Here is a 15032-nt window from a genome sequence, read left to right on the forward strand (position 1 = left end):
TGCTGGTTAAAATCGGTTCGGGTTGTAGGCTGCCAGGTCGATGTTCGGCCTGTCGCCGGTTATGAGGCCGGCAACCAGCCGGCCCGTCTTGGGCCCACCCGTCAGCCCAATATGATGATGCCCGAAGGCAGTATACACGCCGCTTTGCCCGATTTCGCCGATGAGCGGCAGGCTGTCCGTCGGCGCCGGGCGGTGACCGAGCCATTCTTCGGTATCGGCGTAGGTCAGGTCCGGGAATGTCTGTTCGACCGTCTTGCGCAGCAGCTTGAGCGGCGCCCTTGACGGTCCGGCGTCGAGGCCGCCGAATTCGACGATCCCGGCGCAGCGCAAACCGGCTTCCATGGGCGTTGCCACAAATTTTCCCGCCGCCACCATGGTCGGCGACTTGGGCGCCGATACGGGCTCCTTGAAGACGATGTGATAGCCCCGCTCGGACTCCAGCGGGACATTCAGGCCGAGCTTGGCGGCAAGCGGTTTCGACCAGATGCCGGCGCTCAGAACCACGTGGTCGCAATCGAAGCGCCCCTGATCGGTCAGAACCGCCTGAACGGTGCCGCCAACCAGGTCGAAATCGGTTACCTCGGCGGTGACCACGCGCCCACCCATCTCTGCGAAGGTCTCGGCCAGGGCCGCAACATAGCCGCCGGGATCGGTGATGTAGCCGTGATCGCGCATCACGGCGAGCAGTCCGACCGCCGGCCCGAATGCCGGCTCGTACTCGTGGACGGCTTCGCCTTCGAGGATGTCCGGTTCGAAGCCGGCGACCCGCCGCAATTGCCAGGTATAGGCATCGGCTTCGAAAGCCGCGCGGTCCGCATAGGCAAAACTGTAATCCGACGGGACCATGTAGCGGCTTGCGCCGCCGCCTTCGGAAAGTGCTTTATGCTGTTCGACGCTGTCGGCAACGATCGGGGTCAAGCCCTTGGAAATACGGCGCGTATCGTTGTCGTTCGCGTGGCTCAGATAGCGCAGTAGCCAGGGCGCGAGTTTCGGCAGGTAGGACCAGCGCATGAACAGCGGGAAACCCGGATCGAGCAGCAGCTTCGGGCCCTTGAGAACTAGGCCCGGCGCCGTCACCGGCACGACCGAGCAGGATGCCAGGACACCGGCGTTGCCGAAGGAGGTTCCCTGTCCGGGAGCGTTCTTGTCGATGAGTGTCACCTTCGCGCCCGCGCGGGTCAGCCAGATCGCTGCAGAGACCCCGACGATCCCGGCTCCAACGACGACGATGTGTTTCGCAACGCTCATTTTGTATCCGTCAATGCCGCGTGAGGTGCGCCCGTCGCACCGGCTGCCGCCGGACCGCGCCGGCCCGACGGGCAAAACCCGCAAGCTCAGCTTGCCAGTCGCAGGTCATCATTTCAAATACTAACATCTGTACAACTCATAACTTTAGGTGATACATGGACACATGTCGCTTCGCTTCCGCCAGCTGCAGGCCTTCCACGCCATCGTCGAAACCGGCACGGTGACCGGCGCGGCGGAACAGCTCGGCATATCGCAGCCCGGCATCTCCAATCTCCTGTCGCAGCTTGAGCGGCAGACGCGCCTTAAGCTTTTCGAGCGGTCGAAAGGCCGGCTGGTGCCGACGCCGGAGGCCGGCGTCCTCTTCCAGGAAGTGGATACGGTCGTTCGCGGCCTCGATCACGTCGCGCAGGCGGTGTCCGATCTGCAGAACAAGCAGGCGGGCCAGTTGCAGGTCGCCTCGCCGCACGCATTGTCCTTCGGTTTCATGCCGAAGCTGATCGCGCGGTTCGCTAAGGACCGCCCCGACATGTCGATCTCTTTTCAGTCGCAGTATTCGACGAAGATCCAGGAATGGGTGCTTGCCGGTCTTTTCGAAATAGGCGTGTGCGAGATGCCGCTGATCTATGATGCTTTCGACAGCCACGTCGTGCAGGTGGAGACCCTGCTCGCGATGCCCGAGGACAGTCCGCTGGCGCGTCACGAGGTACTGACGCCCGATCTTCTCGTTGGCGAGCCGTTCATCGTCATGGGGCCGGACCACATGACCCATCGGCGGACGCGCGAGGTGTTTCACACGGCCGGCGTGCCGTGGCGCACAAAGGTGCACACGCATCTTTTCAAGAATGTCCTCAGCTTCGTCCAGGAGGGCATGGGCGTCGCGCTTCTCGATCCGTTCACGCTGCATTTCGACTTCGAGGGCGGCTTTGTCACCCGGCCGTTCAGACCGGCGGTTCTGCTCGACCTTGCCGTCATCACGTCGCGAGCCCGGCCGCTGTCGGCGCTCGGCCGCCAGTTTCTGGACATGCTGCTCGATGAGCTCCGGCTCCATACCGTTCCGCAAGGCGGGTAGCAAGGGACGTCCAAGAAGCTGGTCGGCAAAGCGCTGCATGGCTGCGGTCATCCCATCCAGCGCCGCACCGGCGCGTTGGCTTCCTCGAGCGGCTGGCAGATGACATCGACCAGCGACGGGCCGTCGTGGTTCACCGCTTCCGTCAGAACACGCTCCAGGTCCTGCGGATCCTCGACCCGCCAGGATTTGACGCCGTAGGCGGCGGCGACCGCGGCCTGGTCCGTGCGGCTGAAATCGACATTGTAGTAGCGGGCGTCCGTATCGGCGTGCTGGCTGGCCTTGATCCAGCCGAAATTCGAGTTGGAAAAGACAATGTAGGTGATCGGCGCACGGGCGCGGCACACGGTCTCGAGCTCGCCGCAGGTGAAGCCGAAGGAGCCGTCGCCCATCATGGCGACGATCTTGCTGGAGGGACGGCCGTACCAGGCGCCGAGGGCCGCCGAGAGCGAGTACCCCAAAGCGCCGTGGGCACGGTTGGTGATGAAGTAGCGGCCCTCCTTCGGCTGGCGGTAGTAGGCGGAGTAATAGGGGCAACTGGTGCCGGGATCGGACAGCACCGTGGCGTCCTCGGGCAGGACCTTCATCATCGCGTCGATGACCCGCTCGGGGCGCATCGGCCGCTCGCCGCTTTGCGCAAGCCGGTCGAAGATCGCGAATTTGCGGCGCTTGATATCGGCGATCGCCTCGGCGCCGCCGAAGGTGTCGGATCCCTGGCCGCGGCGGTCGAGTTCCGCGTTGACGGCGGCGAGCGACAGCTTCAGATCGCCGCACACGCCCACTTCCGGCTCGTAATTGGCGCCGATGACCATCGGGTCGCTGTCGAAATGGACGATGCGGGCGCCAAGCTTCGGCGCTTCCCAGCGGGAGGTGGTGGTTGAGCCGGCACGGCAGCCCATGAAGACCACCAGATCGGCGGCTTCCATCAGTTCCCAGGTCTCGTCCGTGCCGCCGTTCGAGCCGACCACGCCGAGGCAGTTCGGGTGGGTGTCGGCAAGCGAGCCCTGGCCTGAGATCGAGGTGGCAACAGGTATGTCGAGGCGCCTCGCCAGGCGGTCGAGCTCGTCCATTGCGCCGGCGATAACGACACCGCCGCCGCAGACGATGAGCGGGTTCTTTGCCGAAAGGATCGCGTCGATGGCCGCTTCCGCAGCCCCGGGCTCTGGCGCTGCGCGGTAGGCCGGATAGGTCTTCAGCTTGCCGTCGGCCCACACGTCCTCCGGGTCGACCGCGTCGTACTGGATATCGTAGGGCAGGCCGAGATGGGCGGCGCCCGGCCGCCCGGTCGTCATGGCCCGGAAGGCGGCGCGCACCATGCGCGGGATATGATCGGCGCGGCGGATGACGGTGTTCCACTTGGTGAGCGGGCGCATCAGCGCTTCCTGGTCCAGCTCCGTCAGCGGGTACTTGCCGTAAGAGGCGACGGAGATGTCCGTGGTTATGCCGAGCACGGCGTAGGAGGATTCGCTTGCCTCGATGAGGCCTGGGATAATGTAGGTCGCGCCGCCGCCGGACGGCCCCTCGCACACGCCGACGCGCCCCGTCACCCGCGAATAGGCGTCGGCCATATAGGTGGCCGAACGCTCGTCGCGCGTCAGCACATGGTTGATGCCGTGGTCGAGCCGGTAAAGCGCGTCGTAGAAGGGCAGGGTGGTGTCGCCGCAGAGTCCGAATATGTGCTGAACGCCGTGCGCCTCCAGCATGCGCACCATGGCCTCGGCGCCGTTGAGGGTGTTCGTCACGCTTTGATTGTCCTTCTTCGCCTGGGCAGCAGGATTTCGCAAACTCGGCCCTTGCCGAACTTCATACAGAATTGTATACAGCATCTTATGCAGAAGTGAAGACAAAAAATTTGCGGCGGTTCAAAAAATGTGTCATCTCATGAAGGTCCGGGCGGATGATGATCAGTGAGGTGTTGGACATGAGCAAAGCGAGCAGCAGCGTCGACCGGGTCTATGACCGGGTCAGGCACATGGCTGCGAACTTTGAGTTCAAGCCCGACGAGCGCATCAACGAGAGCGCGCTGTCCTTGAAGCTCGGCGCCAGCCGCACGCCGCTGCGGGAGGCCCTGAACCGGCTCGTCGCGGAGGGATTCCTTACCTTCCAGAACGGCCGCGGGTTCTTCTGCCGCTCGCTCAGTCCCGAAAAGATCGTTGACCTCTACGAGGCGCGCCAGGCGATCGAGTGCGAAGCGCTTCGGCGGTCCGTCACGCGGGCGTCGGACGAGGAGATTGCCGCCGTCGTCGCCTATCTCGACGAGACGGAACCGCGCTACAACACCAGCAAATCGACCGTGGAGGTCCTTGAAATGGACGAGGATTTCCACATCCGGCTGGCCGAGCTTTCGAAGAACACCGAACTAGTGCGGCTGTTGCGCAACATCAATGACCGGATCCGCTATGTCCGGCTGGTCGACCTGAAGATGATCCTCGCCAAGAAACAGATCGCCAAAAACAAGGGCGCGAAGCTATCCGCGCACAGGGTCATTCTCAATGCGCTGGCGGCGCGCGACGGGGAAGGCGCCGTCGCCGCGATGCGCAGCCACATCGAACGCAGGCGCGAGGAGGCGACCGAGGCCGTCCGTATCGCCTATTCGCAGCTTTATGTCCCGGCGGACTGATCCGCATTTAAGGGAAACCCCGAGGGAGAATATGCATGTCCGTCGAATTCGGTGGAAAAACGGTCTATGGCGCCAATGTCGGCATCATGATGCTGGAAACGCAGTTTCCGCGCATCCATGGCGATATCGCCAACGCCTACACGTGGCCGTTCCCGGTGCAGTACCGGATCGTGCGCGGCGCAACGCCCGACAAGGTGGTGCGCAACAATCCGCTGGAACTGGTCGATCACTTTATCGACGCGGCCAGGGACCTGGTCGCCTCCGGCTGCGACGGGCTGACCACCAATTGCGGCTTTCTCGCCCTCATCCAGGACAGGGTTTCCGAGGCGGTGCCTGTGCCGGTTGCGACCTCGTCCCTGATGCAGATCCCGCTGGTCCGGCAGATGCTGCCGCGCGGCAAACGCGTCGGCGTGATCACCATATCGAAGACCAATCTGTCGGAAGCGCATCTGCGCGCCGCCAATGCGCCGCTCGACACGCCGATTGTCGGAACCGACAACGGCCGCGCCTTTACCCACGGCATCCTCGACGACCAGCCGAGCATCGACTTCGCCGCCTGCCGGCTCGACCTGCTCGATGCGGCGCGCGAACTTGTTACCACCCATGACGATATCGGCGCCATCGTGCTCGAATGCACGAACATGACGCCCTATGCGCTCGATATCCGCAAGCTGACCGGTCTTCCGGTCTTTTCGATCTACAGTTTCGTGCGCTGGTTCCACCAGGGGCTGGTGCCGGACCGGTTCGAGTTGCGCCTCGACGATCCGATGCTGGAACTGGCGGGGCGTTAACACGCGTCAGCCCAGCTTGCCACCCATTTCCTCGTCGATGTGGATGCGGATGATCTCGTCGATCGACCCGTCGGCGACAAAGCCCAGTTTCGTTGCCCTTTCGGCGTTGAAATCGCGCGGCCAGCCGCTGACCAGGCGGTCGACCAGTTCGTCGGGCGCCTCGCGGATGAGCGCCGACCGGTTTTCGCCCGCGACACGGTCGAGCGCGGCGATCATTTCAGCGACGGTGACGGACACGCCCGGCATGGTCAGCGCGCGGCGCGGGCCGACGGCCTGTGTGTCGATCGTCGCCGCGTGAACGAGGAAGCCGGCGGCCGTGCGCGGGCTGACCAACCAGTGGCGCACGTCGCGCGAAACCGGCAGGACGGCCTCCTTGCCGGCGAGCGGCTCGCGCAGGATGTTGGAAAAGAACCCGGAGGCCGCCTTGTTGGGCCGGCCTGGCCGCACCACCACGGTCGGCAGGCGAATGGCGAGGCCGTCGAAGAAGCCCTTGCGGCTGTAATCCGCCAACAGCAATTCGCAACAGGCCTTCTGCGTGCCGTAGGAGGACAGCGGTGCGCTGAGGAACTCGTCGCCGATCTTTTCGGGAAACGGCGCGCCGAAAACGGCAATCGACGAACTGAAGACCAGACGCGGCATGTATTGCAGCGCACGCACCGCCTCGAACAGGCGCTGGGTACCCTCAAGGTTGATGCGGTATCCCTTGTCGAAATCTGTTTCGGCCTCGCCGGAGACGACCGCCGCGAGGTGGAAAATGACGTCGGGCCTGTCCGCCACCAGGCGCTCGGCCTCGCCCGGGACGGACAGATCGCCGGCCCCGGTTTCGACCGGAAACCGCGCATCGGGCAATTCGGGCGGGACGATATCATATAGCCTCAAAGCATCGATGGCCTGGCCGCCGAGTTCAGCGTCGGCACAGAGCCGTGCAACGAACTTCTGTCCGACCATGCCGGCGGCGCCGATGATGAGGATCTTCATTCCGGGCTCCTAGCCGTTCACAGGGCGCTTACGGGGTTTTGATTTGGCCGGGGCAGGTGTGGCCGATAGGGTTGCGCCATGAAACGGATATTACTTGCACTGGTGTTCACCGCAACCGCGCTGGCGGGAGCCGCTGCGTCGGACAAGACCGCGACCTGGCAGCAACTGCATGCGCTGGTCGCCAAGGCGCCGGCGATTGCCGCAAGCGACGATTACCGGCCGACCGAGAACGGCCCGGTCGTTGTCACTTTCTTCGCGTCCTGGTGCCCGCCATGCACGGACGAGTTCAAACATCTCAACAGCATCGCCGAAAGCGGCGAATACGGCGACGCACAGATCATCGCGATCAATCTCTACGAGGATTTCGGCGGGGTGAAGAACCCGCAGCGCATGGCCCGCTTCATCGACCGCACCGCTCCGCGGTTCCCGTTGCTGAAGGGATCGGAGGACATCCGCAAGGCCTTCGGCAATATCGACCGGATCCCGACGGTCGTGGTCTACGGACGTTCGGGCGGCGAGGTCTGGCGCTTCGTCCACGAGCGCAACGCGGTGAAAACCCATGCCACGGAGGCCGAACTCGTCGAGGCCCTGACGCAGGCGCGGGCGCAGTAGGATCTTACTGACTACTCGTCGATGCCGTTCAGGTCCCAGAAGGGGCGGTTGGCTTCCTTTTCGACGTCTTCCCGCGTCAGGCCGATATCTTCCAGGTCTTCGCGGTTAAGTGCGCGCAAGGCCTGCCGCTGTCGCCACACAGACAGATAAAGGCGAAGGGGTTTTGGCCGTTTCGGCGAAACGGCGGCGAATCGCAGGCTGCTGAGGATGGCGTGGATCATCGTTCCGGCTCTCGGGTTCGGCCGGTTCCCGGCCGTCATCTGAAAAGACATGGTTCGAGAACGCATATGGCCGACCGGCGCGGCGGATACCTGAAAGGGATGTGAAAAAGACCTGAAACTGGTCAAATGCGCGGTGCGGTTAGGGCCCGGTTTCGGGCGTGTCCTGGCTGAATATGTTGATCCAGCCCGATGGCGCGCGTTGCCAGATGGAACTCACATACATGGTTTCCGGACCGGTTGCGCCGATGCGCCGGAACGTGGCGCGGTAGGACAGAAGCGCATGCTCCTCGCCCAACTCACGCATGTGAAATCGGCTCAGATCGTAGGCTGCGATGCTGGGGCCGTCCGCGAGCTGGCCGACATGATCGGTTTTGCCCGCGAAACCGTCCGCATAGACACCGAGGAAGTCATCCGAAAGGGCCGCGGCGTCGGACTCGGCATCGCCGCGCTTCAGCGCCTCCCAGACCGCGATCTCGCAGGTCTTCAGTTCCTCGATCAACGCGCCGGCATCGGATTCCTGCATCGGAAAACACCTGTCTTTTACCGTGGTGTGGCAAGGATAGCGTGCGGCTGGCGCGCGGGAAAAGCCGTTTCATTGACGAAAGGGCTTGAACCTGACGTTGCGTCAGGGTGTAGGGAGGGTGCCATGTCACGAATGAAGCTGCATACCGTCGGTCAACTGGCCAGGCGCTCGGGCGTTACGGTGCGGACCCTGCACCATTACGATGCGATCGGCCTGCTGACACCGGCCGCACGATCTCCCAACGGGCGCCGGCTCTATGACAGGGACAATGCACTGCGGCTGCAGCAGATCATGCTGTACCGCACGCTCGGCCTTTCGCTCGACGAGATCGCCCGGATCCTCGACGATCCGGGCTTCGACCGCCACGACGCGCTGCTGGCGCAGCGTCAGGCGGTCGTTGCGCAGATCACGAAAGGCGAAGCCCTCATTCGCGGCATCGACGAGGCGCTCGCCCTTATCGACAACGCACTGCAAAAGGACATGGACATGGCCACCCTTTTCGGCGGGTTCGACCCGTCAAAATTCGAAGACGAGGCAAAGGCCCGCTGGGGCGACACGGATGCCTGGCGGGAACAGGCGAAGCGTACGTCGCAATACAGCGCGGAGGACTGGCGCAGCTACCACACGGAACACGGGGCCATTTGCGAGCGGCTTGCCGAACTGGCCGCCGCCGGCGCCGCGCCTGACGGTAAGGAGGCGCAAGAAGCGGCGAAGACCTATGCGGCGCTGATCGACCGTTGGTTTTATCCTTGCGATGCATCGCATCTCGGCCCGCTTGCCGACATGTACGAGGCCGATGTGCGGTTCCAGGAGACCTTCAACGCCTTCGGAGCGGGCACCGCGGATTTCGTGATCCCGGCGTTTCGGGCCTGCGCGCAATCGGGGGAGTGACTGTGTCCGCTCGGTCACGATTTCGTGCGCGGTGGCAGGCCGGGCTTGCAGTTTGCCGAGCACCCGCATATATGCAGCCGACCCACGGCGCAGAACAGAAGGTGATGCAATGCAGCTGGCAATCGATGGCTGGCGCGTTGACCCCGATGCGCGTGAGGCACGGCGGGGCGACGAGGTCAAACAGCTTTCTCCGCGGGCGATCCGCCTGCTCCAGGTGTTCGCCGAGGCGGACGGGGCAGTGCTTTCGCGCGCTGACCTGCTTGACCGCGTGTGGCCCAATGTCTTCGTCAGCGATGAAAGCCTGACGCAAGTGGTCTCCGAGGTGCGCCGCAAGCTCGGCAACCGAGAACTGATCTCGACCGTCGCGCGCGGCGGCTACCGCCTGACGCAGCCCCTGTTGCGCATCGCCGACCCGCAATCGGCGGCGCTTGAGCCGGCGCCCTTCACCATCGACGCCTATGCGCTCTGCATCGAGGCGAGAGAATGTTTCCAGAGCGGTGTGGAAGGATCGCAACGCGCCTTTGTCGATCTTTCGGCGGAGGCCGCGGCCCTGTCGCCCGGCTTTGCCGATGCGCGCGCTCTGCACGGGCTGGCGCTCCTGAAACGGCATATCTTCTGGTCCGAGGGCCATCTGCTCCTGGAGACCGCGCTCGACGAGATTGCCGCGGCGCTGCGGCTCGACCCGAATTTGGCCGTCGCGCATCTCACCGACGCGGCGATCCGCGTTGCCATCGGCATGAACGAGACGGGCCTTCAGTCCCTCGAGCGGGCGCTGGCGCTGGCGCCGCAGGATGCCGGGCTGCATCTCGAGGCATCGATCCTGCTCCTGTCGATCGGTAACCACAAGGCCGCCGGCGCGCTTGCCGTCCGGTCGGCGCAGCTTGCGCCGCATGATTTCGGCGCCGACCTTCTGGCGGCGCGGCTCTTCCAGTATAGCGACCCGGTGCGCGGGCGCTTCGCCGCACAGAAAGCGCTGCAGAAGGTGCAGGCGGAACTTGCCATGAACCCCTATTCGATGCGGGCGCTCTATGCGCAGGGGCCGCTGCTCGCGCAGCTTGGCGACCACCGCGCCGCGCGCGTAGCGCTGGAGAGCGTCACCCATCACGACAGCCCGCTGGAATATTACCGCGCCATCGGCTTTGCGCAGATCGGCGACAGCACGGCGGCGCTGGAGCGACTCGATTTCATCGGCATGCGCGGCTGGCGCCACGCCTGCATCCTCGACAAGGATGACGGCTTCAGGCCGCTGCAGTCGGATGAGCGGCTGCACCGGCTGCAGGCCGATCTCCTCGCCGCCTGATTCGCTCTGGCTTTCAGGACTCCTTCAGAAATCCTTCAGGATAAGGCGCCCTTCCGCGCCTAGATGGTGACTGGACCGGAACCGGACCCGACAAGGGCCGGTCCGCGCCTGTCAATCAAGGAAGGATAGAAAATGCCACTTGCCATCAATAGCACGGCGCCGGATTTCATGGCGCAGTCGACCGAGGGATCGCTCCGTTTTCACGACTGGATGGGTGACAGCTGGTGCGTTCTCTTCTCGCACCCGAAGGACTTCACCCCGGTCTGCACGACCGAGCTCGGCGTCATGGCACGCATGAAGCCGGAATTCGACCGCCGTGGCGTCAAGCTCATCGGCCTGTCGATCGATCCGGTCGAGGACCATGACCGCTGGTCGGACGACATCATGACCGCCACCGGCCAGGCACCGAACTACCCGCTGATCGGCGACACCGATCTGAGCATCGCCAAGCTCTACGACATGCTGCCCGCAGATGCGGGCGACACGGCCAAGGGTCGCACGGCCATGGACAACGCCACGGCACGCACGCTCTTCGTCATCGGCCCCGACAAGAAGATCAAGCTGACGATCTCCTACCCCATGACGACGGGGCGCGACTTCAACGAGGTGCTGCGCGCCATCGACAGCCTGCAGCTGACCGCACGCCAGCAGCTGGCGACACCGGCCAACTGGGAACAGGGCGACGACGTCGTGATCGTGCCGTCCGTGTCGGACGAGGAGGCGCGCAAGCGCTTCCCGGAAGGCTGGCGGGCACCGGTTCCTTATCTGCGTCTTGTCGAGATGCCCAACTGAGCTACTGAACAGGAACACACGAACATGAAAACCCATATGACGCGCCGGACTTTCGGCGCCTTCACCGGGGCGGCGGCGCTCGCCCTTCCGCGGCTGACCTTCGCTCAGCCGTCGGCCTACGCAAATCCGCAGCTCCTGATCGAGCCGGGCGAACTGATGGGGATGGTTTCAGCAACGCAGTCCGCCATCACCGCGGGCGGCGGGGCCGACGCGATCGTCATTGACGTGCGTCCCAGGGATGCCTTCGACGAGGGCCATATTCCCGGCGCCCGCCATCTGGACCCCAATGCGGTCGCGGCCGAGCACAGCCCGGTTTCCGGTTCGCTGCGCCCGGTGGCCGAGATCGAGAGCCTGCTCGGCGCGCTCGGGGTCGCGGCGGACCGGCGCATCGTCTTTTACGACGACCGCGGCGGCTTCCACGCCGCGCGCATGCTGTGGCTGATGGAGTATCTCGGCCATCAGAACGTCGCCATCCTCAATGGCGGGCTTACGGGATGGCAGTCTGCCGGCGGTCCCATGACGAAGGACGCCGCTAGGGCGTTTCCCGCCCGCTTCCAGTCGGCGCCCAGTCCGCGGCGTCACGCGACGGCGGAGGATGTCCTGCAGCACAGGGACGTGCCGGACGGGGTCCTCATCGATGTGCGCCCGCCCAAGATGTATGACGAGGGTCATATCCCCTGGGCGATCAATATCCCGTGGTCGAAGAACCTCGGCGCGGCCAGCCGCTTCCTGCCGTCTGACCCGCTGATGGCGCATTTCGAGGCCCATGGCGTCACGCCGGCGCACGATGTCATGATGCATTGCCAGGTGGGGCTCGCCTCGTCGCACAGCTATGTCGCGCTGCGGCTGCTGGGCTTTCCGCGGGTTCGGGTCTACCATCGCTCGTGGGCGGAATGGGGCGGCGATCCCGCCCTGCCGAAAGCGACATCGTAGACCCGGCGCGCGCCCGTCCGCTCGGGCGCGCGCAGCCATTGTCTTTCCGGAGGTCAGTGAGGACGCGGCCGTGAAACCGATCCTGCCACTCGAATCGGGCCGATTGCGGCCGGCGACAGCCGACGACGCTTGCAAGGTGCTCGCCCTGTTGCGTTCGCCCTCCGTGCGGTGGTTTTTGTGCGATGGCCGGACACTTGCCCGATCGGAAGTCGACGCGATGCTCGCCGACAGCATCGAGCTTGATGCCGATGGGCTGGGGCTGTGGATCATCGAGGATCACACACGCGGCTTTGCCGGCCTGATGGGCCTTGCGCCGGTTTCGCCGCAGGCCTCGGTGTCCGACGAGATGACCGGTGGTATCGAGCCGACCATCGCGATCGCCCCGGAACACGAGGGAACGGGCCTGGCTTTCGACGCGTTGAAGGCCATTCTCGCCTACGCACGCTCCTTTCTTGAGCTTCGGCGTCTTGTCGCGGCGGTGGACGAACCGAACAGGCGGTCGCACCGGCTGTTGAAGCGGGTTGGATTTGAAATCACGGGTCGGGCCTGCGGTCCCGCGCATGAACTTGTGCTCTACGCGTTGTCGTTCGACGATGCCCCGGATGGAGCCTGAACGCACGGTTATGCAGTCTTTTGGCGAGAACATATGGACAATCGACGGCGACGATGTGCGCATGTTCAAGTTGCTGCCTTTCACCACACGCATGACTGTCGTCAGGCTGCAATCGGGAGCGGTCTGGATCCTTTCACCGGTGCAGCCGTCGCCGGAACGGCAACGCGCCGTTGACCGGTTGGGGCCGGTCGAGCATCTCGTCGCCCCCAACAAGATCCACAGCCTCGGCATCAAGCCCTGGAAGGCGCTGTATCCTTCGGCCCGGGTCTGGACGTCGCCGGCGTTCAGCCAGCGCCATCCCGATATTGCCGTCGATGCCGCACTCTCGAACGATGTCGAAACGCCCTGGAGCGGTGAAATCGACCATTGCGTGATCGCCGGGCATGCCGTTCTGGACGAGGTGGCGTTTCTTCACAGGCCCTCAGGGACGCTGATCCTCACGGACCTGATCCAGAAACACGAGGCCGCCGGCGCGCCGCTGGTCTGGCGTGGCGTCAAGCAGTTGGTCGGTGTGCTGGGAAGAGAAGGCGGCGTCCCCCGGGACATAAGGCTCAGCATTCGGGACAGGGCGGCGATGCGGCGCAGCATCGACACGATTCTGAGCTGGGATTTCGACAATCTCATCATCGCGCACGGCCACTGCGTGAAAGGCGGCGCCAGGGAAGATGTCGGCCGGGCGTTCAACTGGATCACCAGCGTCTGAGGAATCAATAGACGCGGAGGCCGATCAATTCCCGTCAGCCGCCGTCATTGGTGAGGTCCGATATGCGCACCGGTTCCGGTCAGCAGATCGTCCACATAGGCGGCGGGACGGAACACGTAATAGAGTGCGATCGCTCCTTCAGGATAGATAACGTATGTGCGGCCGTCTTCGTCCCAAACCTCTGAATTCATTATTCGAAGTGTCAGATAGCCGATGATGTAGATTGCAACCAGAACAACAAGAATGCGTTTCATGAAATCGACCTTGCAAACATAGTATGACGGAACTTCGTTCCGGTCTGCTTTGTGCCGGGCGTCTAGGACGGCGGATGCCCCTCATACTGCGGCGCGTCATCGCAGATCTCGTACCAGGCGGGTTTTTCGGAAACAAATTCGTGAAACCGGTTTTCAAGTCCGACTTCCGTGTCCAGGGCGTTGGCCGCGATGGGAAAACTGTCCTCCTGCGACAGAATCTCGCCAAGCGACGTTCCGCAAATCCTGCAAAAGCACCTGCCATACTTGTACGGCGCCTCGGGCTGATAGAGCGCGACGTGTTCTTTTCCCTGAATCCATTTCAGGTCCTGTTTCCGGATGAAGACGATGGCACTTGCACCGGCCTTGCGGCAGCGGGAACAGTGGCATGTGCCCATCATTGACGGTTTGGCCGACAGCTCGAATTTCACCGCCTTGCAGCAGCAGCTTCCCTCAATCATCTCGCCGGTTCTCCTTGTCTCAGGGTTCGCGCAACAGGAGAACATTACATGAACATTCGAAACCGATCAACGACAGGATCAAGTCGATAGCGTTCCTTTCAGTGCCGCTTGCTGGACACGGCGTGGATCGCGTGCGTCGCGATACTGCTGAAACCCTTGGCCGCGACGCGCCCGGTCACGCTCTTTCTGAGCTTTCTTTGGGCAAACGGATCAAGATTTTCCACCTCTCCCCGGAATCCCGACCCCATGACCAAAGTCCAGAAATCACCCGGTTCAATCAACGCCTGATAATCCTCGGCGCTGGTTATCTCGGGATCGGCGGCGCCGCCGCCCACCAGCAGATCCGCCAGGCCATCCGGGGTCGTCAACCGTGCCCAGGGCACCGGCCCTCGAGGCGCGCTGCCCCCCAGCCTCTCGAGTTCTTCAAAAAATACCGGGCCGCCAGGCTCGAACGCGTGCGGACCCCACACGGTCACCACCAGGCGACCGCCGGGTTTCAGCAGACTCCAGAGATCGGCCACCAGCTTTTCCATGTCGTCCACGAAGAATACCGAGAAGACGCTGATCACCGCGTCAAAACTGCGCTCCCGAAACGGCATCGACCGCATGTCCAGACACCGGAACTCGACATTCCGTCTGCGTCCTTCGTCGGCCTTGCGCCTTGCAACATCAATCATCTTCTCCGCGAAATCGACGCCGGTTACCTTGCCTGTCGGGCCAACGGCTTGTGAGGCCGGGAAGGCCGATGCGCCGGTCCCGCATCCGATGTCCAGCACCGACTCGCCGTGCCGTAGTCGAGCAAGTTCGACGGCCTTCTTGCCGTGACGCTCCCAAAAGCCCAAGGGTGCCGCGTCGAATGTATCCGCCGCGTGATTGTAAGTCGTCGCGACCGGAAAAACTTGTGTCATCGGTTTTGTCATTTACATACTCCTGATGCGCACCTGGCGTTTATCCCTCTGCCTTGGGGGCGAGGGAGGTCGCACCGAAACTAGCTTGCGCGGCTGCGGAGTGAATGATCGAGAATCCACG

At 63.7% G+C, this 15032-nt stretch carries 18 protein-coding genes; 10 read left to right on the forward strand and 8 right to left on the reverse strand.

Translation table 11 applies throughout. The features are described 5' to 3' along the window. Nucleotides 1-6: 6 nt before the first annotated feature. Nucleotides 7-1248 carry an FAD-binding oxidoreductase gene (locus E4M07_RS19780; protein WP_136660127.1) on the reverse strand — a complete coding sequence of 414 codons (1242 nt, stop codon included), beginning with the start codon at nt 1246-1248 and terminating at the stop codon, nt 7-9. A gap of 163 nt (nt 1249-1411) precedes the next feature. On the opposite strand from E4M07_RS19780, the gene E4M07_RS19785 reads away from it, so the two are divergent. Further along, complete coding sequence (locus E4M07_RS19785; RefSeq protein WP_136660128.1) at nt 1412-2317, forward strand: LysR family transcriptional regulator; 906 nt, start codon at nt 1412-1414, stop codon at nt 2315-2317. A gap of 47 nt (nt 2318-2364) precedes the next feature. Here E4M07_RS19785 and E4M07_RS19790 read toward each other — a convergent pair whose 3' ends face one another. After that, complete coding sequence (locus E4M07_RS19790) at nt 2365-4056, reverse strand: thiamine pyrophosphate-binding protein (protein WP_136660129.1); 1692 nt, start codon at nt 4054-4056, stop codon at nt 2365-2367. A 179-nt stretch (nt 4057-4235) separates the two neighbouring features. Here E4M07_RS19790 and E4M07_RS19795 point away from each other — a divergent pair, with 179 nt between their 5' ends. Both E4M07_RS19795 and E4M07_RS19800 read left to right on the forward strand, forming a co-directional pair. Continuing rightward, nucleotides 4236-4934, forward strand: a complete 699-nt coding sequence (locus E4M07_RS19795) for a GntR family transcriptional regulator (protein WP_136660130.1) — start codon at nt 4236-4238, stop codon at nt 4932-4934. A gap of 35 nt (nt 4935-4969) precedes the next feature. Further along, nucleotides 4970-5725, forward strand: coding sequence for an aspartate/glutamate racemase family protein (locus E4M07_RS19800; protein ID WP_136660131.1), 756 nt, complete (start codon nt 4970-4972; stop codon nt 5723-5725). 6 nt (nt 5726-5731) lie between these two features. Here the strand turns inward: E4M07_RS19800 and denD are convergent, their stop codons facing one another. Then, the gene (gene denD, locus E4M07_RS19805; protein WP_136660132.1) at nt 5732-6703 is read right to left on the reverse strand and encodes a D-erythronate dehydrogenase; all 972 of its coding nucleotides are present in this window, start codon (nt 6701-6703) and stop codon (nt 5732-5734) included. A 78-nt stretch (nt 6704-6781) separates the two neighbouring features. Here denD and E4M07_RS19810 point away from each other — a divergent pair, with 78 nt between their 5' ends. Next, a complete protein-coding gene (locus E4M07_RS19810; protein ID WP_136660133.1) occupies nt 6782-7315 on the forward strand; it encodes a TlpA disulfide reductase family protein in 534 nt (177 codons plus the stop codon). An 11-nt stretch (nt 7316-7326) separates the two neighbouring features. Here E4M07_RS19810 and E4M07_RS19815 read toward each other — a convergent pair whose 3' ends face one another. Both E4M07_RS19815 and E4M07_RS19820 read right to left on the reverse strand, forming a co-directional pair. Next, on the reverse strand, nt 7327-7536 hold the full coding sequence (locus E4M07_RS19815) for a DUF1127 domain-containing protein (protein ID WP_169054322.1): 210 nt from the start codon (nt 7534-7536) through the stop codon (nt 7327-7329). A 139-nt stretch (nt 7537-7675) separates the two neighbouring features. Beyond that, nucleotides 7676-8059 carry a nuclear transport factor 2 family protein gene (locus E4M07_RS19820; protein ID WP_136660134.1) on the reverse strand — a complete coding sequence of 128 codons (384 nt, stop codon included), beginning with the start codon at nt 8057-8059 and terminating at the stop codon, nt 7676-7678. Between the two features lie 123 nt (nt 8060-8182). Here E4M07_RS19820 and E4M07_RS19825 point away from each other — a divergent pair, with 123 nt between their 5' ends. The 6 genes from E4M07_RS19825 (at nt 8183) to E4M07_RS19850 (ending at nt 13291) form a co-directional block, all read left to right on the forward strand. Next, nucleotides 8183-8950 carry a MerR family transcriptional regulator gene (locus E4M07_RS19825; protein WP_136660135.1) on the forward strand — a complete coding sequence of 256 codons (768 nt, stop codon included), beginning with the start codon at nt 8183-8185 and terminating at the stop codon, nt 8948-8950. A gap of 109 nt (nt 8951-9059) precedes the next feature. Further along, nucleotides 9060-10250, forward strand: a complete 1191-nt coding sequence (locus E4M07_RS19830; RefSeq protein ID WP_136660136.1) for a winged helix-turn-helix domain-containing protein — start codon at nt 9060-9062, stop codon at nt 10248-10250. 132 nt (nt 10251-10382) lie between these two features. Further along, nucleotides 10383-11042 carry a peroxiredoxin gene (locus tag E4M07_RS19835; protein WP_136660137.1) on the forward strand — a complete coding sequence of 220 codons (660 nt, stop codon included), beginning with the start codon at nt 10383-10385 and terminating at the stop codon, nt 11040-11042. A gap of 24 nt (nt 11043-11066) precedes the next feature. Beyond that, complete coding sequence (locus tag E4M07_RS19840; RefSeq protein ID WP_136660138.1) at nt 11067-11975, forward strand: sulfurtransferase; 909 nt, start codon at nt 11067-11069, stop codon at nt 11973-11975. Between the two features lie 70 nt (nt 11976-12045). Beyond that, nucleotides 12046-12588, forward strand: coding sequence for a GNAT family N-acetyltransferase (locus E4M07_RS19845; RefSeq protein WP_169054302.1), 543 nt, complete (start codon nt 12046-12048; stop codon nt 12586-12588). After that, nucleotides 12578-13291 carry a DUF4336 domain-containing protein gene (locus E4M07_RS19850; RefSeq protein WP_169054303.1) on the forward strand — a complete coding sequence of 238 codons (714 nt, stop codon included), beginning with the start codon at nt 12578-12580 and terminating at the stop codon, nt 13289-13291. Before E4M07_RS19845 ends, E4M07_RS19850 begins: the two co-directional genes overlap by 11 nt. Nucleotides 13292-13335: 44 nt before the next feature. Here E4M07_RS19850 and E4M07_RS19855 read toward each other — a convergent pair whose 3' ends face one another. The 3 genes from E4M07_RS19855 to E4M07_RS19865 all read right to left on the reverse strand — a co-directional run bounded on the left by E4M07_RS19855 (nt 13336) and on the right by E4M07_RS19865 (nt 14923). After that, a complete protein-coding gene (locus tag E4M07_RS19855) occupies nt 13336-13545 on the reverse strand; it encodes a hypothetical protein (RefSeq protein WP_136660141.1) in 210 nt (69 codons plus the stop codon). 62 nt (nt 13546-13607) lie between these two features. Beyond that, complete coding sequence (locus tag E4M07_RS19860) at nt 13608-14003, reverse strand: GFA family protein (RefSeq protein WP_136660142.1); 396 nt, start codon at nt 14001-14003, stop codon at nt 13608-13610. A gap of 98 nt (nt 14004-14101) precedes the next feature. Further along, a complete protein-coding gene (locus E4M07_RS19865; protein ID WP_136660143.1) occupies nt 14102-14923 on the reverse strand; it encodes a class I SAM-dependent methyltransferase in 822 nt (273 codons plus the stop codon). Between the last annotated feature and the right edge of the window lie 109 nt (nt 14924-15032).

The organism is Nitratireductor sp. XY-223, assembly GCF_004959855.1.
Lineage (GTDB): Bacteria > Pseudomonadota > Alphaproteobacteria > Rhizobiales > Rhizobiaceae > Hoeflea_A.

What these genes read in the sequence shown, in the direction of transcription:
- E4M07_RS19835 (WP_136660137.1), top strand. Translation starts at nt 10,383, where the DNA reads ATGCCACTTGCCATCAATAGCACGGCGCCGGATTTCATGGCGCAGTCG.
- E4M07_RS19820 (WP_136660134.1), bottom strand. Translation starts at nt 8,059, where the DNA reads ATGCAGGAATCCGATGCCGGCGCGTTGATCGAGGAACTGAAGACCTGC.
- E4M07_RS19785 (WP_136660128.1), top strand. Translation starts at nt 1,412, where the DNA reads ATGTCGCTTCGCTTCCGCCAGCTGCAGGCCTTCCACGCCATCGTCGAA.
- E4M07_RS19800 (WP_136660131.1), top strand. Translation starts at nt 4,970, where the DNA reads ATGTCCGTCGAATTCGGTGGAAAAACGGTCTATGGCGCCAATGTCGGC.
- E4M07_RS19840 (WP_136660138.1), top strand. Translation starts at nt 11,067, where the DNA reads ATGAAAACCCATATGACGCGCCGGACTTTCGGCGCCTTCACCGGGGCG.
- E4M07_RS19865 (WP_136660143.1), bottom strand. Translation starts at nt 14,923, where the DNA reads ATGACAAAACCGATGACACAAGTTTTTCCGGTCGCGACGACTTACAAT.
- E4M07_RS19795 (WP_136660130.1), top strand. Translation starts at nt 4,236, where the DNA reads ATGAGCAAAGCGAGCAGCAGCGTCGACCGGGTCTATGACCGGGTCAGG.
- E4M07_RS19860 (WP_136660142.1), bottom strand. Translation starts at nt 14,003, where the DNA reads ATGATTGAGGGAAGCTGCTGCTGCAAGGCGGTGAAATTCGAGCTGTCG.
- E4M07_RS19815 (WP_169054322.1), bottom strand. Translation starts at nt 7,536, where the DNA reads ATGATCCACGCCATCCTCAGCAGCCTGCGATTCGCCGCCGTTTCGCCG.
- E4M07_RS19850 (WP_169054303.1), top strand. Translation starts at nt 12,578, where the DNA reads ATGGAGCCTGAACGCACGGTTATGCAGTCTTTTGGCGAGAACATATGG.
- denD (WP_136660132.1), bottom strand. Translation starts at nt 6,703, where the DNA reads ATGAAGATCCTCATCATCGGCGCCGCCGGCATGGTCGGACAGAAGTTC.
- E4M07_RS19825 (WP_136660135.1), top strand. Translation starts at nt 8,183, where the DNA reads ATGTCACGAATGAAGCTGCATACCGTCGGTCAACTGGCCAGGCGCTCG.
- E4M07_RS19810 (WP_136660133.1), top strand. Translation starts at nt 6,782, where the DNA reads ATGAAACGGATATTACTTGCACTGGTGTTCACCGCAACCGCGCTGGCG.
- E4M07_RS19780 (WP_136660127.1), bottom strand. Translation starts at nt 1,248, where the DNA reads ATGAGCGTTGCGAAACACATCGTCGTCGTTGGAGCCGGGATCGTCGGG.
- E4M07_RS19830 (WP_136660136.1), top strand. Translation starts at nt 9,060, where the DNA reads ATGCAGCTGGCAATCGATGGCTGGCGCGTTGACCCCGATGCGCGTGAG.
- E4M07_RS19855 (WP_136660141.1), bottom strand. Translation starts at nt 13,545, where the DNA reads ATGAAACGCATTCTTGTTGTTCTGGTTGCAATCTACATCATCGGCTAT.